Genomic DNA, 22338 nt, shown 5'->3' with positions numbered 1-22338 from the left:
GAGAGTTTCCATGGCACGCAGCCTGCAAGCCCTGCTGATCATCCTGGTCGTCCTGGCCCTCGCCGCAATCGCCGGCCTGCTCCTCGTCGACCGGGAGCACCTCGTGGCGATGGCCAGCCAGCGCCTCGAGGCCGAGACCGGCGCCCGGCTTACCGTGCAGGGGGACGTTGCCCTGTCGCTCTTCCCGCGTCTGTCCCTCGCCCTCGAGGACGCAACCCTCGAGACGCCGGCCGGAGGCCCCGTGCTGCGCGCGGGTAGTCTCGGTATCGGTCTCGCGGTGATGCCCCTGGTCCGCGGCAGCGTGGAAATCGACCGCCTCTACATCGAAGACGCCGACGTCACCCGCGTAGCCGACCCGGCCGAGGCGCGCGCCGCGGCGGCAGAAACGACCGTGGGCCTCTCCAATGCCGAGCTCGATGCGCTCTACGCGGCGCGGCGGGAAGCCCGCCGCCTGGAGGCCGGCGGCGCCGAAGCACTGGCCGCCCCCCTGGCTCTGGACGTGGGCGAGCTCAGCCTGCGGAATGTCCGCCTGCGCACGGTGGACACGGCCGATGAAACACTCTCCCTGGTCCAGCTGAAGCACTTTACCGCCGAGGGCGTGAACACCGCGGGCCGGGAAACGCCGCTGCAGCTGATGATCAGCATCCCCGGCGGTGCCGATGAGTCCCCCCTCGAGATCGCCGCCGTCGGCCGCCTGAGCACCGACCTCGAGGCCGGTCGACTCAGCCTGCCTTCCCTGGCGGTCACGGTGAGCGGCCCGACCACGGCGCCCCTGGAGCTCGAACTCTCCGGCGCGATGGATCTCCGCCGCGCCGCCGGCGACTTCCAGCTCTCGCTCGCGGTGGACGACAGCCGCGGCGAAGGCACGGTGCGCTACGCGCGGTACGAGAGCCCGATGATCGACGCCAGCCTCGAGCTTAACCGCTTCACCCCGGCCCTGCTCGCGCTGGCCGGCCCGGGGGCGGCCGGGGGGGAACCCGCCGGCGCGGGCGAGCTGCCCTACGATGCGCTGCGCAGCCTGGACACGGCCGCCCGCCTGGCCATCGACGAGGTACAGCTCGGGCCGCACCGGCTGACCGGGGTCAGCGCCACGCTGCGCGCGGTGGAGGGAACAGTCACCCTGAGCGACGTCGGCGGGAAACTGCACGGCGGTAGTATCGCCCTCGCGGCAACGCTGGATGCCCACTACGCCCCGGCCACACTGGAAAGCCGCGGGGCGGTCACGGATCTCGACCTCGCCAGCGCCCTGACGGCCCTTGAAAGCCCCGTCAGCGGGAACGGCTCGGCGAGCCTGACCTGGGACGTGAACAGTCGCGGCAGCGACAGCGAGGAGTTCGTCGAGGCGCTCACCGGCCCGGTGACCTTGCGCACAGACGCCGTCACGGTGAAGGACATCAGCGTGCAGCGGGAATTCTGCCGGGTGGTGGCCCTGGCCAATGGCGACAGGCTCAGCCAGCCCTTCCCGCGAGACACCGCTTTCAAGGCCCTGGAAGCGGATGTCGCCTTCGGGAGCGGACGCGCCCGTCTCGAGCGCCTCGCCGCGTCGCTTCCCGGCATCGCGCTCGCCGGCCGGGGCGACCTCGCCCTCCTCGCGGGCGACTTCACCGCGACGATCGGCGGCCGGCTCCGGCCCGCCCTGGGCGAGCTCGACCCGGCCTGCGCCGTCGACGAGCGGCTGCTGGCGCTTACCTTCCCGGTAGCCTGTGAGGGCAACCTCGCGGGCGAGCCGAAGGACTGGTGCACTCTGGACGCCGAGGCGGTGATCGAGGATGCACTGAAGAACGAGGCCCGCAAGAAGCTGGAGAAAAAGGCCGGCAAGCTGCTGAACAAGCTGTTCGACAACGATTGAGGCGCAGGGGGCGATGGAAACGCGCAACCAGCGGCTGATCCGCGAGCTGCTCGAGGAACGGGAAGAGCCCTCCGATACCTCCCTGCGTGCGCAGTCGCTGCGCCGGGCAAAGGCGGAGGAGCTGCCTCGCACCCTGACGCCGTTCGAGTGGGAGCAGTGGTATGCAGAGCACGGGGTGCCCGAGAGTCATCGCCAGCTCCAGGCCGGGCCGCGCCGGCCCTGGTGGCGGCGCCTGTTCCGGCGCCGGAGCCGGGGGCGCTAGTTGAGGACCCGGTAGCCCCGGCCGCGCAGGCACTGCTTCACGACCCGCACGGCTTCCTGTTCACCACGGGAGGCACCCTTCGCGGCACCGGACACGGCACCCACGCCGGCACCGCGGGCCGCGCTTTCGCGGCTGCCGCCGGTAATAGCACCGATGGCGCCGCCGATCGCCGCACCGCTGGCCGCGCCCCTGGCGGTCTTCTCCCCGGTACGCACCTGCTCCGCGTACGCGCGGCACTCGGCCAGGTCCTGCCGGTAGCGCGCCATGTCGACGCCTTGCTCATCGATGATGATTTCCTTCGTGGTGGTACACCCGGCCAGGACCAGCCCCGCCGCAAGCACTACCGCCCGCTTCCGACCTGCCATGACGTCTCCTCGCTTGCTCGCGCAACCGCGCTACTGCCGGCCCTCTGCGGCCTTCTGCGCCGCCACCAGTGCCCGCACATCCTCGAGCAGCGCCGGCGCATCGAAAACGATACCGTCGCGCACCGTGTAGCGCACGCCGCCCACGCGCTCCATCGCTCCCGTCTCCCGGTTCAGCCGACGATGTCCCGTTCCGTAGAGGAGCTTGAAATTGGCCAGCGGGTTCTCGTCGACGATCACCAGGTCCGCCCGCTTGCCCACCTCGACGGTGCCGGTGAGGTCATCGATACCGAGCAGCTCGGCGCCGTTGAGGGTGGCGGCCTGGAGCACCTCCAGCGGATGGAAGCCGGCCTCCTGCAGGAGCTCGAGTTCACGGATGTAGGCGAAACCGTAGACCTTGTAGATAAAACCCGCGTCGCTGCCGGCCACCACGCGGCCGCCGGCATTCTTGTAATCGTTGACGAAGTGCATCCAGCGCCGGTAGTTGCGCTTCCAGGCGACCTCGTGCGCCGTGGTCCAGTCGAAGAAATAGGAGCCGTGGATCTCGGGGTTCGGCTCGAAGGCGCGGGCCATGTAGGGCATCGTGTAGGCGTCGTGCCAGTCGGCGTTGCGGGCGCGCATCACGTCCCGGCTCGCCTCGTAGATGGTGAAGGTCGGCGACAGGGTGAAGTCGAGACCCACCAGCTCGTCGATGGTGCGCTGCCAGGTGTCCGAGCCCGGCGCCGCCGCCTGCAGCCAGAGCCGGCCGGCCTCGCCGAAGCGGTCCTGCTCGTTGCCGTAGTTGTAGTCGAGGGGGTAGTCCTGGATCACCCGGTCCTCGAACATCGCCTCCGGCAGCCCGTACCAGTGCTCCATGCTGTCGAGGCCGAGGCGCGCGCTGTCGAGCACATTGGTCTGCACCACGGAAAGCTGCGCGTGGTGGTAGGAGGTCTTCATGCCGAGGCGCTTCGCCTCGGCCATGGCGGCGGCGAAGGGGCCCGGCCGGGCACCGCGGAACTTCACGCCATCGGCCCCGCGCTTGCGTACCGCCTTCACCCAGGCGCGGGCCGCCTCTGCCGTGGCCGTCTCCGGCGGGAACATGGCGTGCACGCGCAGCCGCGGCGCGCTGATCTCGCCCGCGGCCGCCCGCTCCCGGTGCTCCAGGGTCCAGCCCAGGCCCATGACCGCGCCGACGTCACGCACCGTGGTCACCCCGTGGGCGAGCCACAGCTTGAGCACGTACTCCGGGTCCGTGAGGGCGCCCGCCGCGGCGTGCGACGGGGTGCCCAGGTGGACGTGGGCATCGATGAGCCCCGGCAGCACGTAGCCCCCGGCCACATCGATGACCTCCCCCTCTGCGTCGAGATCCGCGGGCCGGCTGCCGGCGATGCGGGTGATCGTGTCGTTCTCGATGGTAAGGGTCACCGGTCCGGTCGGCGGCGCGCCGGTGCCGTCCACCAGCATGGCGTTGGCGACCGTGAGCCGCGGGAAGGGCCCGCGGGCCTCCTCGCCCCGCGGCGGTGCAACGCGCGGCGGATCGACCTCGCCGCTGGCGAGGACGCGGCTGATGCCCTCCTCCCCGGGCTCCACGGCAAAGGCGGAGGGAACGGCCAGGGCGAGGATGAATGCCAGGGTGCGGTAGCGGCGAGGCATGCGGTTCTCCTTGTCCGGTCAGCGGTGCGGGGGCTCAGGCGGCGCGCAGGGCGCGGCCGAGGGAACGGCTGCCGAGCACCGGCGTGAACGCGTCGTCCTCCCAGACCGACTCCCCGTGTATGAACACCTGGCGCACGATATCCTGCGGGCGGTTGACCAGCTGATGGTGCTCGAAAAGGTCGCGGTAGATGTACTCCCGGGTGTCGTTGCAGTCCCAGTCGCGAAGGCGTTCCGGGTCGATCAGGGTGATATCGGCCTGCGCACCGATGTCGAGGGTGCCCACGTCAAGGCCGAAGAACTCGGCGGGCTCCCGCGTCAGCCGGCGCACCATGCGGCCCACGGTGTCGAGGCCGTGCTGCTGCGCCAGCTTCAGGGACATGAGGTTGCCGTCGAAGAAGGCCATGTTGGTGATGTGCGCACCGGAGTCGTTGAAGCCCGGCAGCGCCCGCTCGTGCAGGAGGTAGTCCAGCGTCGCCCGGTTGCCCACGTTGCCGACGTCCGTCCAGAAGCGGAAGCCCTTGTCATATTCGCGCAGCAGGTGAAGCATGAAGTCGGCGTCATCGCCGAGAGGCTTCGGGAAGGCCGCCAGCGCGGCCTCCTCGTCCGCGGAGCGCGCCGCAGCGCCGGCACCCGCCTGGTAGGCGAGCACCCGCTCGTAAACCGCCTGCAGCGTCTCGCCGTCCCAGTCGGGGACCGGCGCCCCGTCGAAGACCAGCCGGTCCAGCTCCCGCACCACCATGTGCTCCGGAAAGCCGAGCCTTGCCTTGAGATAAGCCAGGTTGCGGCCGCGGCGGCCGTGGTGCCAGTCGGCACGGAAAGCCTCCACCCAGGCCGGGTCGTCGAGGAGCGCCCGGCGGCCGGCCACATCGTCGTATTCCTTCGCGATGAGCCGGCAGGTGCTGTCGAGCTCCTCGTACATGGGGCTGACGATGCCGTCGGACCAGATGCGGAAATTCGTGCCGAGGGCCTGGAAGTGCAGGTTCCCCTTGAACAGCCGGCTGTTCATGAGCCCGGCGAAGCCGAGAAAGGCCTTCGCCGCCCGCGGCGCCAGGGCAAACTCCATCACCGACAGGGCCGAGGTCTTGAGCGTCTTCCCGAACAGCCGGCCGCTGGTGAGCGCAAAATAGAGCAGTGCCGTGGCCCGGTTCTGCAGGATCGGTGTGGTCTGCCAGACCCGGTCGTGGCCGCGCACGGTCGCGAGCAGCCGCCTGAGCTCGCCGAAGCTGGCGAACTGCGTGGGGATGCGCTGGTCCGTGTGCGGCTCGTTGGCGAGGTAGTGGAAGGGCAGGCCATCGGTGCTCATGCCGACATACCCCTGCCGCATGGCGCTCTCCAGCAGCTCGTCCATGCGCGCGAGCTCTGCGCTCGTCGGGGCACGGCTGATGCTGTCCGCGAGGCCCATGGCCTCGATGCGCAGCATCGAGTGCGGCACGAAGGCACCGATGTTGGGCCCGAGCGGGAGGTCGTCGAAGTGATCGAGATAATCGCCGGTGTTGTCCCAGGTGATGGCCTCCACGCACTTGCGCAGCACGCTCTTGGGGATGTTCTCCACCCGGGTGAAACAGTCGATGATCGGCTCCTGCCCGCCGAAGGCCTGGGTGCCGAAGCAGGTACCGAGGCTGCAGTTGCCCACGAGCACCGTGGTGGTGCCATGGCGGACCACCTCGGGCAGGGTCGGCTCCAGGTCCACCTCCAGGTCGAGGTGCGTGTGGATATCGAGCAGGCCGGGCATGAGCCAGAGGCCGCCGGCATCGACAACGCGCCCGGCATGATTCGCCGGCAGGGCGCTGCCCTTGGCGGCGATCCGGCCCTTGCGCAGGGCAAGGTCGAGTTTCCGCGGCGCATCGCCGCTGCCGTCGAAGACCGTCGCGTTGCGGATGAGAACGTCCCAGGACTGCCCGTCACTCATAAAATCACCTAATAAAAACAGGGACTTGACCGGAGCGCCGGCGCTTTCGCGCGAGCACTTTCGCCGCTAAGGTTACCCCTGTGGTGCCGGCCGCGCCACACCGCCGGCACCCGCCAGCCAGGAGTCACCCATAGCATGAACGCACCCGCCCTGCCCTTCGACAACAGCTACGCCCGGCTGCCGGCACGCTTCTACGCCCGCCTGGACCCGATACCGGTACGTGAGCCGCGGCTCCTCCGCGTCAACCGCCCGCTCTGCGCGGCGCTGGGCATCGACGCGGACTGGCTCGCCTCGGCGGCAGGCGTTGCCGTGGTGGCGGGGAATGCCGTCCCCGAGGGCGCCGAGCCTCTCGCCGCAGCCTATGCGGGACACCAGTTCGGCCAGTACAACCCGCAGCTCGGCGACGGCCGCGCCCTCCTCCTCGGCGAACTCCTCGACCGGGACGGCCGCCGCTTCGACATCCAGCTCAAGGGCTCGGGCCCCACCCCCTGGTCCCGCGGCGGCGACGGCCGCTCGCCCCTCGGGCCCGTGCTGCGCGAGTACCTCGTGAGCGAGGGCATGTACGCCCTCGGCGTCCCCACCACCCGCGCCCTCGCGGCGGTGACGACCGGCGAGCGCGTCATGCGCGACGGCATCGAGCCCGGTGCCGTGCTGGCCCGGGTGGCGAGCAGCCATATCCGCGTGGGCACCTTCCAGTATTTCGCCGCGCGCGACGACCGGGAGGCGCTGGAGACACTCCTCGGCTACGTGATCGAGCGCCACTACCCGGCGCTTGCCGGTGCCGACAACACGGCACTCGCCCTCCTCGAGGCAGTGATCGCCCGCCAGGCCGGCCTGATCGCCAGCTGGCAGCAGCTGGGCTTCATCCACGGTGTCATGAACACGGACAACATGCTGCTCTGCGGCGAAACCGTGGACTACGGGCCCTGCGCCTTCATGGAGGCCTTCCACCCGGAAACGGTGTTCAGCTCTATCGACCACGGCGGCCGCTACGCCTACCAGAACCAGCCGGGCATCGCCCACTGGAACCTGGTCCGCTTCGCAGAGACGCTGCTGCCGCTACTGCACGATCAGCAGGAGGAGGCCATCGCCCTCGCCCAGGAGGCTCTCGGCGCGTTCCCACGGCAGTTTGGCGAGGCGCACGCGGCGGGACTGGCGCGCAAGCTCGGCCTGGCGGCGCTGCGGCCGGACGATGACGGGCTGGTAGAGGCGTTCTTCGCGGCCCTCGCGGAGGACGGCGCGGATTTCACGCTCGCCTTCCGCTACCTGGCCGAGTTCGACGGGCCGGAGGCCAGGGACTTTGAGGCGCTGTTCCAGCCGGGCGAGACCCTCGCCGCCTGGCTGCCGCGCTGGCAGGCACGCCTCACCGCCGACGGGGAGAGCCCGGAGCAGCGCCGCTCGCGACAGCGCGCCGCGAACCCCGTGTTCATTCCCCGCAACCACCTCGTGCAGGCGACCATCGAGGCCGCCGAGGGCGGCGACCTCGCGCCCTTCCAGCGCCTGGCAGAGCGGGTTGCCAACCCCTGGACCTGGGACCCCGCAGATGCCGACTTGGCGCGGCCGGCGCGGCCGGAGGAACAGGTCCGGCGGACCTTCTGCGGGACCTGAGGGCCGGGCGGGAAGCCAGCCACGGCGACCATTCGGGCAAGGCGCCAGTAGCGCGCGAGCCGGTCTCAGGCGGGGCGGCGCCTCAGATAGCCGGCACCGAGCAGCGCCAACGCCAGGCAAAGCGAGACGGTGACGAGTGGCCGGGACACCGGGACCGCCTCCGGTTCAGCGGGGCTGAACCCGGCCGCTGCGAACAGCCCTGCGTCCCAGTCTGCGCGCTGCGCAGGCGTATCCCCACAGCACCAATCCCAGGACAGATAGGTAACGGAACCCGCACCGAGGCCCCCGGAAGCGACATGGGTGGCTCCGGTCAGTTCATAGGCGTTGAGGACCGAAGGCGGGATGGACGCTGTATTGATCGGCTGCATGTCGTTGAGGCTAGGCAGCGTCGCCGGAGCGCTGGAAAAGCTGCTGGCGTCGCCCGCAGCCGTCCGCGGTATGGCCGGCGTGCCGGAACCGCTCGTGGATGTTCCCGCTGTCATGGAGGTACCGAGGATCTCGTTCATCAGGTCCAGGTTTTCCTGCGACCTGAGCAACAGAAGGGTGCCACCACCACTGACGAAACTGGCCAGATTGCTCCGCTCGGCTGAGGAGAGGGAGGCAACCTGGGCGGATTGCCCCTGGAGAATTACGCTGGCGCTGGCTGCGGCCGTTGACCACTCCGCACCGCTATTGCCGTCAAAGCCGACGGCCGACCCGCCCAGCGAACCGGCGAGCTCCGAGGCCGCAGTCGCGATTTCACCAGAGTGGGACGTATTGTTCGAATAATATACATCCTGCGCCGCCACCAGGGCAGAGGCACAGGCAAGCAACGATCCAGCAAGTAAACTCCTGATGATTGAACGCAGCATGGCTGGAACCTCCCCCTCACTTTCTTCGTTCAGCGAGAGCTTTACAGAAGACGGCAGCGCCATCAAGTTTACCCGGTGCGCGTCAGCTGAATCAGTGCCGACGCGGGATCACACTGTTCCGGTACGCCCCCCGGTGATACCCTAGCTGCTGACTCCCGTTGGCCAACACCATTCCGCGAGGAACAACCCCGGTTCCATGCGCTACACCCGCGACAATCCCAGCCCCGAGTACCTCGCCATGGTGCAGATGTACGAGACCCTGCACACGGCCGGGGAGCAGGCCGAGGGCAAGAGCGCCGAGGAGACCTTCCCCGGCAAGATGCTCGTGGGCCACGTGCGCGAGATCAAGGCGCTCATCGACCGCACCGGCGCCCGGGACCTCCTCGACTACGGCGCCGGCAAGGGCCTGGCCTACGCCGAGCGCAACCTGCGCATCGACAACCAGCTCACCGTGAGCAGCCTGCAGGACTACTGGGGCGTCGACGAGATCCGCTGCTACGACCCGGGCCACGCGCCCTTTGCCGAGCTGCCGGACCGGCCCTACGACGCGGTGATCAGCACCGACGTGCTCGAGCACATCACCGAGCCGGACGTGCCCTGGGTCATCGAGGAGATGTTCAGCCTGGCGCGCAAGTTCGTGTTCGCCAACGTCGCCTGCTACCCGGCGGTGAAGCACCTGCCCAACGGCCAGAACGCCCACTGTACGCTGCACCCGCCCGAGTGGTGGGCCGGGTTGGTGCACGGCATCGCCATGCGCCACACAGACATCGCCTACCGCTTCGTGATGACCGACAAGTCCGGCCCGCGCAAGAAGCTGGGCCTGGCGAGCAAGCGCCGCAAGGTCAACCACGTCTTCGAGCGCCTGGTCTGAGCCCGTCCGCCTGCCGCGGCCGGCGGCAGGCGGTATAATGGCCCCATTCCGCTCACCGCCAGCTATCGCGGGGTTTCCTTGACTACAGAGTTCTTCGGCAAGCGCCTGTCCGGGCCCTTCACCATCCCCTCGGGCATCGTCACCACCGCCGGCCCGATCATGCAGTACTTCCTCGACCACGTGCCGCAGGTGGGCGTGATCACCACCAAGAGCATCGGCCCGGTGCCGCGCGCCGGCAACCGCGAGCCGGTCTACAGCCAGTATGCCCCCGGCTGCTTCGTCAACGCCGTGGGCCTGACCAACCCCGGCCCGGAGGCCTCCCGGGAGGTGCTTGCCGGCCTCACCGTGCCGGACGACCGCTTCCTCCTGGCGTCCATTTTCGGCGGCACCGTCGAGGAATTCGTCGCCGTCGCCCGCGAGCTGGCCCCGATCTGCGACGGCCTGGAGCTCAACCTCTCCTGCCCGCACGCCAAGGGCTACGGCATGGCCATGGGCCAGGACCCGGCGCTGGTCGCGGAGATCGTCGCCGCGGTGAAAGCCGCCGTCGACGTGCCGGTCATCCCCAAGCTCACCCCGAATACGCCGGACATCGGTGCGATCGCCCGGGCCGCCGAGGAGGCGGGCGCCGACGGCTTCTGCGCCATCAACACCGTGGGCCCCGGCTACACCAGCGCCCACGGCCACCCGGTGCTGTCCAACGGCGCCGGCGGGATGTCCGGCAAGGGCGTGCTGCCCATCGCGCTCAAGTGCCTGCGCGAGATCCGCGCCGTGAGCGACCTGCCCATCGTCGGCTGCGGCGGCCTCTCCAGCGCCGAGGACGTGCGCGCCGCCCGCGAGGCCGGCGCCACCGTGGTCGGCATCGGCTCGGCGCTTACCGGCATGACCACCGATGACATCGAGCAGTACTTCCGCAGCCTGGACGCCGATCTCGCCGGCGGCGGCGCCCACGCCGAGGCTCAGGTGCGCTACGACGTCGACATGCACTTCCGTCCCGTGACCCTGGTGGACAATACGCGGGTCTGCGACGACATCGCCCTGCTCACCTTCGACCGCAAGGTGAACGTGCAGGCCGGCGAGTTCGTGTTCCTGTGGATCCCGGGCCTCGGCGAGAAGCCGTTCTCGGCCCTGAACGACGACCCCTTCACCCTCATCGCCATCGACGTGGGCCGGTTCACCCATGCCCTCATGGAGCTGCCCGTGGGCACCGAGGCCTATGTCCGCGGCCCCCACGGCATCCCCGCGGACCCGCCGGAGGACGCGCACATCATGGCCGTCGCCGGCGGCACCGGCCTCGCCGCCGTTTACCAGCTCGCCCGGGACTTCGGCAACGCGGAAGTCTTCACCGGCGCGCGCAGCGCCGAACGCCTCTACTACCTCGAGGAATGCCGCGCGGTGGCCCAGGTGCACGTCTCCACGGACGACGGCAGCGCCGGCTTCCACGGCCGGGTCACGGAGCTGCTGCGTGAGCGCCTCGAAGCCATGACCCCGGCGGAACACGAACGGCTGGTGTTCTACAACTGTGGTCCCGCGCCGATGGTGCATGCGGCCGAGGCCGTACAGCGCGAGTTCTGCCGGCCTTCACAGATCTTCAGCGCGATCGACTACCTGACCAAGTGCGGCGTGGGCATCTGCGGCGCCTGTGCGGCGCCGGACGGCCGCCGGCTCTGCGTCGACGGGCCGTTCCTCAGCGCCGCAGCAGGCTGAAGCGCCGCTGCCGGCCCCTGTCACAGCCGCACTCGCTCGCAGCGTGACGGCCTTGCCGATGCTCGGACTGCTCCCAGCGATTCCCGTTTCGGCAGACGCGGCTATTCGGCGAGGGTCGAAAGCATCAGCCACCGGCTGATGGAGCTGGCTAGATCGACGCGGCCGTGGAGGCGAAGCTCGTCCCGCTCGAGCGCCGGCGCAAGCGCCCGCTTGCCAATCCATATCGGCCCGAGGACCCGCACCCGGGTGATAACGAACAGGTCGACCTCATAGCCGGGGTCGGAGACGCACAGATCCACCTCCCCGCCCTGGATCAGCAGCCACCACCAGCGCATTTCCTCGGGTGCGTCCCGGAAATCGAACTGCAGCACCGTCCGCCCCGCCGGCAGGGCATCGGTATCGATACGACGGCGCATGTCCCACATGAGTACGCCAGCATCCCAGTCGGAGCCGTTGATTTCGCTTTCAACCCAACGCTGACCCCATAGGCCCATGGCGCGGATGACGGGTTCCAGGGCATGGCCCGCTTCCGTGAGCTGATAGATGCCGGCAGCCGTATGCTGCACCACGCCCTCGCCGGTCAGTTCCCGCAAGCGCCGCGACAGCAACGGGCGCGACATCAGGGGGACACCGCGATGTATCTCGTTGAATCCGGCGGATCCGCTGAGCAGTTCGCGCACGATCAGTGGCGTCCAGCGTTTCGCGAGAATCTCCGAAGCCTTCGCCACCGGGCAGAACTGGCCATACCCCGTGAAGCCTGCCATACGCCGACCTCCCGTTGTCCGTGCCTTGTGCGAGGCAGCGCCGGGCCACCAATGAACCACCCGGGCCACCTGGCCCATGCGCCGACACTGCCATCTGAAAGCCACTATTTCCACGCCCGGTGCATTTTCTGCACTGGTCGCCGCGAGAACGCGTCTGCGAGGTTGAACACGGACGGGCACGGCGCTCGTCCCACTCCCACCGGCACAGAGCGCGATGCGCGCGGAGGTACCTCATGACACTTGCAGGGGAAAATCTTCAACAGACGCTGCGCCCCCACAACGAGAATTCGTCGGCCACCTGGTCGAGAGGCGGCGGCGCCTATGACGAGATCAGTCGCGGCATCCTCGATGCCATTGAGCATGCCATCAATAGACTGGAGCCGACCGGGCGGATGCGCATCCTTGACCTGGCGACGGGGACCGGCTGGACGGCGCGAAGACTCGCCGACAGAGGCTATTCGGTCACCGGTGCCGACTTCGCACCGGACATGCTGGCCTCCGCGCGCGAACTCGCACATGCGCGGCGTCTCGCCGTTCCTTTTGTGGACGGTGACGCGGAGGCACTCCCCTTCCCTGGCGGATCTTTCGATGCGGTCATCTCCACCTTCGGCGTTATGTTCACCCTCCGGCCCCGAGATGCCGTCGCCGAAATGGCCCGCGTCCTGCGACCGGGCAGAAAGCTGGTACTGACGGTCTGGACAGCGGACGGTAACGTCTTCGAAATGTTCAAGGTGATCAGGCAGCACATGCCGCCGCCCGAGGGCCAGCCACCCGCCTCACCTTTTTCGTGGGGAAACAGGGAGCGGCTGGTGGAACTCCTGGGCAATGATTTCGAGCTGCGCTTTGAACGCGGCACCTCCTATTACCGGGAACCCGATGGCGAGGCCGCCTGGCGGACCTTTGTCGATGGTTATGGCCCCGTACAGGCCCTCGCAGGCAGCCTCGACACCGAGCGCCGGCAGCAGTTCGAATCCGACTTCATCGCCTTCCACGAGCAGTTCAGGGATGAACTCGGGATTACCGTGCCGAGAGACTACCTGGTCGTACACGGCACCCGTCGTTGAAGAGCCCGGCAGCAGGCGGCACTGCATAGTGGGAACGCCTGCAGCCATGGAGAAATCCCACCGGGAGCGCCGCGGCAGGGTCAGCGCGCGCCGAGGTGGCGGTCGCGGATGGCCTGGAGCCGGGCGGCATCATTGCTGAAGACCCATTCCACCCCGCGGTTGAGCTCCCGGAACAGGCAGTTGCGGGAACCGACAAAGCCGGTACCGAGAACCTGGCCCCCCGGCTGCAGGCGTTGCTGCACCCCCCGGCCCAGCAGCAGGAAATGGCCGCCGAGGCCGCCGTAGCCGGCCTCCAGGCAGACGCGACACAGCGCCTCGACGTTCTCTTCAGCAACGGTAATGCAGTATCGCCGGGGCAGGAAAGGCACCAGGTCGAAGACCTGCGGATCGAGGCCGAGCACATGGTAGTCCACCCCGGGAGTCAGCGCAGCGAGCGTGCGCGCCAGGACCGCCCGCTGCCGCTCCGGATCGGGGAAGGGCTCGGCCTTGAGCTCGAGCATTAGGTGCGTCTCGCCGCCGGTGGCCTCGATCACCTCGGCCAGGGAGGGGATCAGCGGCAGCTCGGCGCGGAGTTCTTCGAAGGCCAGCGCAGCGATCACCGCGGGATGGCCGAACACCCGCTGCGCCGATGTGTCGTGGCACACGACCGGCACCAGGTCCGCGGTCCAGCGGATATCGCACTCGATGCCCCAGACCCCAGCCGCCCTTGCCCGGTCGAAGGCCGGCAGGGTATTTTCCTTCACGTCGACGTTGTCGTGTTCGCCGCGGTGAGAGATGAGCTTACAGTTCTGCAGGGCGGCCCGTGACGGTACCGGCCGCGGTATCGCCGCCATCAGTGCATCGGCAGCTCTCAACTTCAGCCGCCGCAGCCCCTCGCCCATGGCTCCGACCTCGCTTGCTGCCCCGCTGGGCCTGCCATTGATAGTAGCCCGCCTGACCATGCCGTGTCAGGCCCCGCCCGCGGAGTCAGGGTGAGCGCGCCCGCGGGGGACGGCAACAGGGCACGGGTCAGCGGAAGCGCCGGCCGCCGTGAGCTGGTGGCCTGGGCCCTTTACGATTTCGCCAACTCCGGCTACGCGACCGTCGTCCTCACCACCGTTTACAGCGCCTACTTCGTGGCGGTGGTGGCGGCCGATCTGGAGCGTCAAACACCGGGCATTGCGACGCTGCTGTGGGCCCTTGCCATCGGTACCGCCAACCTGCTTGTCCTCCTCGCCGGGCCGGTGATCGGGTCCATCGCAGACATCCGGGCGACCAAGAAACCCTTTCTGCTGATCACCACCGCGACCTGCGTGGCGGCCACCGCGCTGCTCGGCGTCGCGGGACCGGGGGAGGTCGCGCTTGCCATGACCCTCGTCGTGCTGTCGGCAGTGGCTTTTGCCTGCGGCGAGAACCTGATCGCGGCCTTCCTTCCGGAGCTTGCCGACGCCGACCGCATGGGGCGCATCTCGGGCTTCGGCTGGAGCATCGGCTATTTCGGTGGCCTGCTGACGCTCTGCTGCTGCCTCGCCTGGATCAGCTGGGCGGACGCCCGCGGCCAAGGCCCCGCTGACTACGTGCCCGTCGCACTGCTGATCACCGCCGCGATCTTCGCGGTCACCGCTGCACCGACCTTCCTCTGGCTCCGGGAACGCGCGAAGCCAAGGCCCCAGCCGCCGGGGCGCTCATGGGCGCGGCTCGGCTTCGAGCGGGTACGGCAGACGCTGGCCCGGGCCGCGGAGCTGCCGGACCTGTTCCGCTTTCTGCTTTGCCTGACGCTGTTCCAGTCCGGCGTGGCAACCGTCGTCGTCATCGCCGCGATCTACGCGCAGGAAGTCATGGGCTTCAGCAGCCAGCAGCTCATCCTGCTGATCATGGTGGTCAACCTGACCGCAGCCCTGGGCGCCTTCGTATTCGGCTTCGCACAGGACCGTTTCGGCTCCGTGCGCAGTCTGACCGGGGCGCTGCTTCTGTGGGTCGCCGCGATCGGCTGGACTTACTTCGCCAGCAGCCCCGCCGACCTCTGGCTGGCGGGAAACCTCATGGGCCTGGCCATGGGCTCAACGCAGGCCGGCGGCCGGGCACTGGTCGGCCAGTTGACACCGCAGACACGGAACGCGGAGATTTTTGGCCTGTGGGGGCTGGCCGGGCGTGCGGCGGCCATCATCGGCCCACTCAGCTACGGCCTGGTCGGGCGCCTCAGCGGCGGCGACCACCGGCTGGCGTTGCTCTCCACCCTCGCCCTGTTCCTGGCCGGTATGGCAGCGCTGTTCTTCGTGGACGAGGCAAGGGGGCGCGGCGCGGCGCTATCGGCCTCCCCGCCGCCAGGCTGAGCCGGGAGTGCGGGCGCCGGCGCTGCGTCGAGTCGCCCTCCCGTTCGGCTGCTCAGTAGCGATAGCTGTAGCGGCGCGTGAGCTCGCCGCTCTCGACCGCGTCGCCCCCGCGCAGCACCGGCCGGAAGCGGAATTCCTTCAGCATGCGGTAGAGCGCGGTGCGTGCCGCCTCCGCGTCGCGGGCCTCGAGCACGGCGAGTTCCACGTCCCGAGCCTGCCCCAGCCGGTTGACCTTGAAACGGGCCTGCCCCTCGGCGGGCTCGAGGTGCTCGTCCGGCGGCGGCGCCGCCGTGAAGAAGGGTGAGGCGACCGGCAGTTCCCTCGGGGCGGGAAACAGCGCGGCGGGATCGGTCGCCGGGTCGCCGTCGTTCGCGTAGAGGTTCCAGGCTTCGCGGTAGCTGCGCAGGGCCGAGCCGGGCTGGTGCCACCAGAGGTGCCAGTCGCCGAGGTCCAGCAGGGCTCGGGCGAGCGCGGCGCGGTCCGGCTCCGGCTGCGCGCGGTGGATCTCGATGATGCGCTCGGCGAGTTGCCGCCCCCCGCGGTAGTTGTACTTGCGCAGAAGGCGGAAGTCCTCGGCCTCCAGGCTCTGCGAGGGCGCATAGCTCCGGTTCGCCGAGGAACCGGCGCGCATGCGGATGGTCTCCTTGCGCTCTCCCTCGTAGCGCGAGACCAGGTACTCGGTGCGCAGCATGTCGCGCAGGTAGGGCAGCCGGGCCAGGTCCGCCGCGGGCGTCCCGGCCGCTTCCGCGGCCTCAAGCCGCTCGAGCTCACGCTCGTTCACGGCCCGCAGGTCGACCAGGAAGCGGTAGGTCTCGAACCCCTCGCGGGCGAGGTAGCGTCCCCGCTGCCAGTCCGCGTATTCCGCCACCGCCGCCTGTCGTGCGGCCTCATCCGGCGCATTCGCGAGACGCAGGCGCAGCAGGTAGCGCTGCGTCCCGGCCGCCCCATCGCGGTCGCCGAGGGCGAGCTGGCTGGCCAGCACCCGCTCCAGCAGCGGCAGCTGGGTCGGCGTCGCCAGCCCCTCGTTGACCCGCGCCAGGTGGATGGCGCGCCTCAGGTACGGCAGCGCCTCGCGGTGGTCGCCGCGGGCCTGCAGGGCGCGTCCGAGATCACCGGCCGGCTCGATGAGCGCCGCCGTATAGGCACCGGCTTGCGCCTCGGTGGCGTGATAGTCCATGAGCGGTAGTGGCGTTTCGGCAGGCACCGGGGCCCGCTCGCCGTCGCGTCGCCGGGGGTCGTTACTCAGGCTGATGTTATAGCCGTAGGGGGTTGCCGGCGGGATGCGGGGCGCGATGGAGTTGTTCGGGTGCGCCGCGCCCGCCAGGGCCGGTAGCAGGCAGGCGAGCATTGCGAGCGCACAGCGGGCCGCGCCGGCGGGAGCGGGATGCGTGTCCATGACACCGCAAGATGACACAGCTGCCGTGGACGGGAAAGCTACGCCGCCGGCAGCTCGAACCAGAAGGTGCTGCCGCTGCCGACCGTGCTGTCAACGCCCACCCGGCCGCCCATGCCCTCGATCAGCATCTTCACGACGGCGAGGCCGATACCGGTGCCCTCCACCCCCTCGTAGGCAGTTTCCAGCCGCTCGAAGGGCAGGAAGATCCGCGCCTCGTTCTCCGCCGTGATACCGGGGCCCGAATCCTCCACGCTGATCCTGGCCACCCCACTTCCGGCGACCGAGCAGAAGACCCGGACGGTGCCACCGTCGCGATTGTACTTGATGGCATTGGAAAGCAGGTTGAGCAGCACCTGCCGCAGCCGCATGGGGTCGGCCAGCACCCGGCAGCAGTCCTCGGACAGCTGCGCATCGAGGGTGATACTGCGCTGCGCCGCCAGGGGCTCCAGCTGCCGGAGGCACTGCGCGACCAGCGGCGCCGCGGAGAGCGCCTCGGAGCGGCTTTCCTGTTCCCCGCGCTCGATCCGGCTCAGGTTCAGTACTTCGTTGACCAGCGCCAGCAGGTGCTCCCCCGCCTGCACCATCTCGCCGACCTGCTCCGCCTGCACCGCGTCGAGGGGGCGTTCGCTGTCGCTCTCAAGCAGCTGGCCGAAGCCGAGAATTGCGTTCAGCGGCGTGCGCAGTTCGTGGCTCATGCGCGACAGGAAATCCGTCTTTGCCGCGTTCGCTCGCTCCGCCTCTTCCCGGGCCAGCCTGATCGCCTCTTCGCTCCGCTTGCGTTCGCTGATATCGCGCACGAAGGTGAAGAACGAGGGGTAGCCACCGGCGCTGACGAAACTCACCGAGACCTCGACATCGATCTCCGTGCCATCCTTGCGACGGTGCCGGGTCTCGAAGCGGTCGTAGCCCAGCCGCTCGATCCTGGCCATGTGCTTGGCCACCCCGGCCGACGTTTCGATGGCCTCGATGTCCACGACCGACAGCGCCGCCATTTCCTCTTCCGTGTAGCCCAGCAAGCGGCAGAAGGCCGGGTTGACGTAGGTGAGCCGGCCCTCGCTGTCGGCGGCGAAGAAGCCGTCCGGCGTGGTCCTGAGCACGGCCTCGTTGCGCTCGTTCTGCTCCTGCAGCTCGGCCGTTCGGTAGGCGACGCGCTGCTCGAGGCGCTCGTTCAGCTGGCGCAGCTGCTGCTCCAGCTCGTACCTTTCCGTGACGTCCTGCACGGTACCGCGGGAAACGAGCGGCGTGCCGTCCGCGGCGAAGTCGGTCGAGCAGCGCTCTTCCACCCACTTGATGCGCCCGTCCGGCATGAGCAGGCGGTGGACCACCGTGTAGGGCTCTCGCTCCTCCAGCGACCGCCGGTAGCGGGCGTCCACCAGCGCGCGGTCGTCCGGGTGGATGGCGGCGAGGAAGGCCTCGTAGCTGGCGGCAAACCCGTCCCGGTCGATCTCGAAGAGGCGGAAGACCTCGTCGGACCAGGACAGGCTCCCGCTGCGCAGGTCCAACTCCCAGTTGCCGACTCGCGCCAGGCGCTGTGCCTCGTTCAGCTTGGCCTCGCTCAGGCGCAGGGAGCGGGTGATGTCCCCCAGCCGGGCGGAGAGCAGGCCGAGCTCGTCCAGCGACAGCGGTGGCGGCATGGCCTCCGGCGGGCCGGCGCTCGTGGCTTCCTGCACGAAGGCGCGCAGCGGCGCCAGCGCCTGCCGGAAACTGTCCATGGCCAGCAGGGTCCCACCCGCGGCGAGCAGCAGCAGCGTGAGCCAGATAGCCAGCGTTTCCGCCTCGAAATAGCCCGTGTGGTTGTAGAAATAGCCCACCAGCAGGGTGTCGATGAGCAGCGGCGTGACGATACCGAGCATGAGCAGCTTGACCCACAGTGGCGCGGCATTGACGCGGATGCCGCGCGGGGCGAGGTAGCGGCCCAGGCTGTCCGTGAAGTAGGAATAGACGGGGAAGATCGTGACCAGCAGCACGGGGACGAGACCGGCCTGGTGGAGCAGGTGCTCCTGCAGGCTGTAGCTGGCGTAGCCCAGGTCCGCCAGCGACCAGTCGACCGTGATGACACCGATGACCGAATAGGCGGTAACCAGGCACAGCAGCAGCCAGGGCACCCGCGCAAGCAGCCAGCGGGTCCTCGCCCGGGCCTGCGCCGCCGGCAGCTCGGCCGTGGCCAGGACGAAGCGCAGCGCCCGCGGCGTCAGCGCCAGCGCGGTGGCGAGCACCAGGGCAAAGTAGGCGCCGGTCAGGTGGAGGAAGGCGTGGTAGAACTCCGGCATGGGGTAGAAACCGGCAAAACCCATCAGCGAACCGCCCAGGAAGGGTGGCACCAGCACGGTCAGCAGCACCGTGCCGTAGATGGAGCGGCGCAGCTGCGCCTCGGTCATCGGCCGCGGAATTCGGCGACGCATCTCCCTGCCCCCGGCCCGCTAGGGCTCCGCGGCCCGGCTCAGGAGCCGGTCCAGCAGAGCGTTAAGCTGTGGAATCGCCAGCGGCTTCGGCAGGTAGTCGACGAAGCCGGCCTGCCTGCCCCGCTCGATGTCGCGCGGCATGGCGTTGGCGGTGACGGCGACCACGGGGATGCGCCGGGTGCGCTCCTCGGCTCCGAGCACCTTCAGTACCTCGTAGCCGTCCATGCCCGGCAGGTTGATGTCCAGCAGGATCAGCTGCGGCTCCCAGGCCATGGCCAGCTCGATCCCGAGGCCGGGCGTGTGGGCCGTCAGCAGGTGCACGTCCCCCCGCCGGGCGAGGATCTGCTCCATGAGCCTGAGGTTCGCGGGGTTGTCCTCGATGTAGAGAACACTGCGGCGCTGCTCCTGCGCGCTGTCCTGTGCCGGACCCGGGACCGCGGCGGTCGTGGCATCGCCTGAGGGCCCGGGGCTGGCGGCCGCCGGCGACGCGGCGGGCAGTTCGATGCGGAAGCGGCTTCCCACCCCGGGCTCGCTCTCGACGCCGACGGTGCCCGCCATCAGCTCGACGATCCGCCGGGTCAGCGCCAGGCCAATGCCCGTACCCTCGATGTCGCTGTGCTCGGCATCGAGGCGGTTGAAGGGCCTGAACAGCCCGTCGAGCTTGTCTGCGGCAATGCCGGGACCGGTGTCGGCCACCACGATGCGGAGCGCTTCCCCGGCCCCGGCTTCCACGGCGACCCGCACCCGCCCCCCCTCGTGGTTGTACTTGATGGCGTTGGAGAGCAGGTTGAGCAGGGCCTGTTTCAGGCGGGTGCGGTCGGCCAGGACCTGGACGGGGCCCGGGTCGTCAAGGCGGACATCGATGCCGCGCTGCTCGGCCAGGGTGACGACAAGGCCCAGGCACTCCTCGACCAGGGGGCCGACCGCTACCGGCTCCAGCGACAGCTTGACCGTGCCGGACTCCACCCTGGCCAGGTCCAGCACCTCGTTGATGAGCTGCAGCAGGTGCTCGCCCGCCTTGAGGATCTCGCGCACATTCTCCCGGTGATCCGCGCTCAGGCCCTCGTCATAGTCGAGCAGCTGGCCGAAGCCGATAATCGCGTTCATGGGGGTGCGCAGCTCGTGGCTCATGACGGAGAGGAACTCCGACTTGGCGCGGTTGGCGCGCTCGGCCTCGTCCCGGGCGGCGAGCAGCGCCGCCTCCGCCTGCACGCGCTCGGTAATGTCCTGGGAAATGCCAAGGAGATATTCCGGCTCGCCCCGGGCGTCGCGCAGCGCCAGCTTCCGGGTGTGGAGGATCCGGGTCCCCGCGGTGGTTTCGATCGGCTCCCGGGGGATGTCCACGACGTCCGCGCTCTCCAGTACCAGGCGGTCCTGGCGGCTGAAGAACTCCGCCTGTTGCTGCGGGAAGAAATTGAAATCACTGCGGCCGATCAGTTCGGTCCGGGAGCGGCCCAGCAGTTCCTCGCCGGCGCGGTTCAGCAGGGCGAAGCTAAGGTCGGCGGCGTGCTTCAGGAAGATCATGGCCGGCATGTTCTCGACGATGCTCTCGAGGAAAGTGGCCGACGCGCGCAGCTTCTCCTCCGCGCGCCGTTGATCCGTTACGTCCTCGACGATGGACCAGATCAGGCGCCGGCCGGAGGGGTCGCGCAACAGCACCCCCTTGGACACGATCGGAAAGGGCTGGCCGTCCTTGCCGATGTACTCCTTTTCCCAGGGACCATAGCGGCCCGTCGTTTCCAGGGCCTTCAAGGCCTCTTCCCGCTCCTCCGCGTAATAGGTGGGCGTCAGGTCCCGGTAACGAAGGGCGAAGAACTCCTCGCGCGTGTAACCGGTGGCGTTGATCAGGGCGTCGTTGGCCTCGATGACGTCCCCGGTCTCGAAATCGTTGAGGGCGATGCCCACCGGCGACAGCTCGAAGAGCCGGCGCAGGCGGGCCTCGCTCTGCTGCAGCGATTCATCCAGCTGCCAGCGCTGCAGCGTCCTCGCCACCCAGCGGCCGAGCAGGCGGACGAACTCCCGCTCGGAACGGCTGAACACGTCCGGGTCGCGCGGCTCAAAGGCCGCAAAGCCCAGGGTGCCGTAGGGTTCGTCCAGGATGGAAATGGGCACGCCGATATAGCTTTCGAGGCCGAAGGTCTCGTGGCAGGGGTGCCCCTCATATTCACTGCCGGTGACCCGGCCGATGGCCAGTACGTCCTTCGCCGCCAGGGCGAGACTGCAGTAGGTACGCGCCAGCGGGCAGCGCTGCTGCTCACGCAGCATGTCCGGGGGAGAGACGTGCAGCTGGACCTGGTAGTCATCGCCCGCGCCACGGCTGATGACGCCGAGCGGCATGTCGAGGTAGCTGCAAGCGAGCTTCAGGGCCTCGCGCAGGGCCCGCGGCGTATCCGCGGTCTCCTGGGCGGCGATCCGCGCCAGCAGGGCGAGCGCCTCGCTGTGCAGTTCCTGCCGGCGCAGCTCCAGCTCCGTCTCCACGCAGGCGGCGAGGTCGCGCAGCCGGGCGAGCCCGTCATCGTCGAGCCGTCGCGGGGCCGTATCGATGAGGCACAGCGTACCGATGCGATGCCCCTCCCGGGTGGCCAGGGGAGCGCCGGCGTAAAAGCGGATCCGCGGCTCGCCGGTGACCAGCGGGTTGTCCTGGAAACGCGGGTCGAGGCTGGCGTCGGGCACCTGGAAAATGTCGTCGCCGAGAATCGCGTGGCCGCAGAAGGAGACATCGCGGGGGAACTCGCGGGTCTCGAGGCCCTGGCGGGACTTGAACCACTGGCGCTCCGCATCGACCAGGGAGATCAGCGCAATGGGCGTGCCGAAGGTCGCGCGGGCCAGCCGCGTCAGCCGGTCGAAGCACTCCTCGTCGGGGGTGTCGAGCAGCCGGCAGTCCAGCAGGGCCGCCAGGCGCTCGGCTTCGGTCTCGGGGCGGGCGGGAGCTTGCATCCGGGGGCTTCCTGGGCGGCGTGGCCGGGACGCCCGGACACGGTTGCTGGGGGTTGATCCGGCATCTGGCCCACCCGTGTGAAGGCCCCCTTCACTGGCAATGCATCGATCCCGATCGGCCTCGCCCACGCGCGATCCGGGAACGACCGGGCCGCGGCAGCGCTTTTTTCTTTCCGGTTTGATAGCACAGTCGCAGCGGACAAGGCTAGTCTGTCTCGAGGCCCGGCTGGTGAGCGGGCCAGGGAAATCGTGCGCAGGGTGTGGGCTGCGCGCCTGCGGCGCTCGTTCAAACTGCTGCGCAATTTGTCGAAGACAGTTCTCCTGCCCGGGATTCAACCACCTACAAAAAAGCCCCGCGGGTGCGGGGCTCTTTTGTAGGTGGTAGGACCAGCCAGATTAATCGAAAACGGCTTGC

Annotated in this window: 16 protein-coding genes; 7 read left to right on the top strand and 9 right to left on the bottom strand. The window is 69.3% G+C overall.

The features are described 5' to 3' along the window. The first annotated feature begins 10 nt into the window (after window positions 1–10). Window positions 11–1849 (top strand): AsmA family protein, encoded by a 1839-nt coding sequence (locus ACX93N_RS13375; protein WP_459428934.1) that lies wholly within the window; start codon window positions 11–13, stop codon window positions 1847–1849. A 13-nt stretch (window positions 1850–1862) separates the two neighbouring features. Then, window positions 1863–2111, top strand: coding sequence for a hypothetical protein (locus ACX93N_RS13370; RefSeq protein ID WP_459428933.1), 249 nt, complete (start codon window positions 1863–1865; stop codon window positions 2109–2111). Here ACX93N_RS13370 and ACX93N_RS13365 read toward each other — a convergent pair. From ACX93N_RS13365 to ACX93N_RS13355, 3 genes are read right to left on the bottom strand one after another with little or no spacing between them, the layout of a single operon-like run. Next, the gene (locus tag ACX93N_RS13365; protein ID WP_459428932.1) at window positions 2108–2476 is read right to left on the bottom strand and encodes a YMGG-like glycine zipper-containing protein; all 369 of its coding nucleotides are present in this window, start codon (window positions 2474–2476) and stop codon (window positions 2108–2110) included. The genes ACX93N_RS13370 and ACX93N_RS13365 overlap by 4 nt on opposite strands. 30 nt (window positions 2477–2506) lie before the next feature. Next, window positions 2507–4105 carry an amidohydrolase family protein gene (locus ACX93N_RS13360; RefSeq protein WP_459428931.1) on the bottom strand — a complete coding sequence of 533 codons (1599 nt, stop codon included), beginning with the start codon at window positions 4103–4105 and terminating at the stop codon, window positions 2507–2509. A 34-nt stretch (window positions 4106–4139) separates the two neighbouring features. Then, entirely contained in the window at window positions 4140–6014 is a 1875-nt protein-coding gene (locus ACX93N_RS13355) for an N-acyl-D-amino-acid deacylase family protein (protein WP_459428930.1), read from the bottom strand. 135 nt (window positions 6015–6149) lie between these two features. Between ACX93N_RS13355 and ACX93N_RS13350 the strand changes: the two genes are divergently transcribed. Further along, entirely contained in the window at window positions 6150–7622 is a 1473-nt protein-coding gene (locus tag ACX93N_RS13350; RefSeq protein WP_459428929.1) for a protein adenylyltransferase SelO, read from the top strand. 65 nt (window positions 7623–7687) lie between these two features. Here the strand turns inward: ACX93N_RS13350 and ACX93N_RS13345 are convergent, their stop codons facing one another. Beyond that, entirely contained in the window at window positions 7688–8536 is an 849-nt protein-coding gene (locus ACX93N_RS13345) for a hypothetical protein (protein ID WP_459428928.1), read from the bottom strand. A 133-nt stretch (window positions 8537–8669) separates the two neighbouring features. Between ACX93N_RS13345 and ACX93N_RS13340 the strand changes: the two genes are divergently transcribed. Both ACX93N_RS13340 and ACX93N_RS13335 read left to right on the top strand, forming a co-directional pair. Then, complete coding sequence (locus tag ACX93N_RS13340) at window positions 8670–9344, top strand: class I SAM-dependent methyltransferase (RefSeq protein WP_459428927.1); 675 nt, start codon at window positions 8670–8672, stop codon at window positions 9342–9344. A 78-nt stretch (window positions 9345–9422) separates the two neighbouring features. Next, a complete protein-coding gene (locus ACX93N_RS13335; protein ID WP_459428926.1) occupies window positions 9423–11048 on the top strand; it encodes a tRNA-dihydrouridine synthase in 1626 nt (541 codons plus the stop codon). A gap of 101 nt (window positions 11049–11149) precedes the next feature. Here ACX93N_RS13335 and ACX93N_RS13330 read toward each other — a convergent pair whose 3' ends face one another. After that, complete coding sequence (locus tag ACX93N_RS13330) at window positions 11150–11812, bottom strand: winged helix-turn-helix transcriptional regulator (RefSeq protein ID WP_459428925.1); 663 nt, start codon at window positions 11810–11812, stop codon at window positions 11150–11152. A 233-nt stretch (window positions 11813–12045) separates the two neighbouring features. Here ACX93N_RS13330 and ACX93N_RS13325 point away from each other — a divergent pair, with 233 nt between their 5' ends. Then, complete coding sequence (locus ACX93N_RS13325; protein WP_459428924.1) at window positions 12046–12876, top strand: class I SAM-dependent methyltransferase; 831 nt, start codon at window positions 12046–12048, stop codon at window positions 12874–12876. Window positions 12877–12956: 80 nt separating this feature from the next. On the opposite strand, the gene ACX93N_RS13320 is transcribed toward ACX93N_RS13325, so the two are convergent. After that, the gene (locus ACX93N_RS13320; RefSeq protein WP_459428923.1) at window positions 12957–13757 is read right to left on the bottom strand and encodes a glycerophosphodiester phosphodiesterase; all 801 of its coding nucleotides are present in this window, start codon (window positions 13755–13757) and stop codon (window positions 12957–12959) included. Window positions 13758–13847: 90 nt separating this feature from the next. Here ACX93N_RS13320 and ACX93N_RS13315 point away from each other — a divergent pair, with 90 nt between their 5' ends. Continuing rightward, on the top strand, window positions 13848–15188 hold the full coding sequence (locus tag ACX93N_RS13315; RefSeq protein ID WP_459428922.1) for an MFS transporter: 1341 nt from the start codon (window positions 13848–13850) through the stop codon (window positions 15186–15188). Between the two features lie 52 nt (window positions 15189–15240). Here ACX93N_RS13315 and ACX93N_RS13310 read toward each other — a convergent pair whose 3' ends face one another. Genes ACX93N_RS13310 through ACX93N_RS13300 form a run of 3 tightly spaced genes read right to left on the bottom strand, consistent with a single transcriptional unit; the run spans window position 15241 to window position 21923 of the window. After that, window positions 15241–16584, bottom strand: a complete 1344-nt coding sequence (locus tag ACX93N_RS13310) for a hypothetical protein (protein WP_459428921.1) — start codon at window positions 16582–16584, stop codon at window positions 15241–15243. 38 nt (window positions 16585–16622) lie between these two features. After that, complete coding sequence (locus tag ACX93N_RS13305) at window positions 16623–18986, bottom strand: PAS domain-containing sensor histidine kinase (protein WP_459428920.1); 2364 nt, start codon at window positions 18984–18986, stop codon at window positions 16623–16625. Between the two features lie 18 nt (window positions 18987–19004). Further along, complete coding sequence (locus ACX93N_RS13300) at window positions 19005–21923, bottom strand: PAS domain S-box protein (RefSeq protein ID WP_459428919.1); 2919 nt, start codon at window positions 21921–21923, stop codon at window positions 19005–19007. Window positions 21924–22338: the final 415 nt, after the last annotated feature.

The sequence above is a fragment of the Pseudohaliea sp. genome, from assembly GCF_054552115.1.
This window is presented reverse-complemented; position numbering and strand designations above follow the sequence as displayed.

What these genes read in the sequence shown, in the direction of transcription:
- ACX93N_RS13375 (WP_459428934.1), top strand. Translation starts at nt 11, where the DNA reads ATGGCACGCAGCCTGCAAGCCCTGCTGATCATCCTGGTCGTCCTGGCC.
- ACX93N_RS13370 (WP_459428933.1), top strand. Translation starts at nt 1,863, where the DNA reads ATGGAAACGCGCAACCAGCGGCTGATCCGCGAGCTGCTCGAGGAACGG.
- ACX93N_RS13365 (WP_459428932.1), bottom strand. Translation starts at nt 2,476, where the DNA reads ATGGCAGGTCGGAAGCGGGCGGTAGTGCTTGCGGCGGGGCTGGTCCTG.
- ACX93N_RS13360 (WP_459428931.1), bottom strand. Translation starts at nt 4,105, where the DNA reads ATGCCTCGCCGCTACCGCACCCTGGCATTCATCCTCGCCCTGGCCGTT.
- ACX93N_RS13355 (WP_459428930.1), bottom strand. Translation starts at nt 6,014, where the DNA reads ATGAGTGACGGGCAGTCCTGGGACGTTCTCATCCGCAACGCGACGGTC.
- ACX93N_RS13350 (WP_459428929.1), top strand. Translation starts at nt 6,150, where the DNA reads ATGAACGCACCCGCCCTGCCCTTCGACAACAGCTACGCCCGGCTGCCG.
- ACX93N_RS13345 (WP_459428928.1), bottom strand. Translation starts at nt 8,536, where the DNA reads ATGGCGCTGCCGTCTTCTGTAAAGCTCTCGCTGAACGAAGAAAGTGAG.
- ACX93N_RS13340 (WP_459428927.1), top strand. Translation starts at nt 8,670, where the DNA reads ATGCGCTACACCCGCGACAATCCCAGCCCCGAGTACCTCGCCATGGTG.
- ACX93N_RS13330 (WP_459428925.1), bottom strand. Translation starts at nt 11,812, where the DNA reads ATGGCAGGCTTCACGGGGTATGGCCAGTTCTGCCCGGTGGCGAAGGCT.
- ACX93N_RS13325 (WP_459428924.1), top strand. Translation starts at nt 12,046, where the DNA reads ATGACACTTGCAGGGGAAAATCTTCAACAGACGCTGCGCCCCCACAAC.
- ACX93N_RS13320 (WP_459428923.1), bottom strand. Translation starts at nt 13,757, where the DNA reads ATGGGCGAGGGGCTGCGGCGGCTGAAGTTGAGAGCTGCCGATGCACTG.
- ACX93N_RS13310 (WP_459428921.1), bottom strand. Translation starts at nt 16,584, where the DNA reads ATGGACACGCATCCCGCTCCCGCCGGCGCGGCCCGCTGTGCGCTCGCA.
- ACX93N_RS13305 (WP_459428920.1), bottom strand. Translation starts at nt 18,986, where the DNA reads ATGCGTCGCCGAATTCCGCGGCCGATGACCGAGGCGCAGCTGCGCCGC.
- ACX93N_RS13300 (WP_459428919.1), bottom strand. Translation starts at nt 21,923, where the DNA reads ATGCAAGCTCCCGCCCGCCCCGAGACCGAAGCCGAGCGCCTGGCGGCC.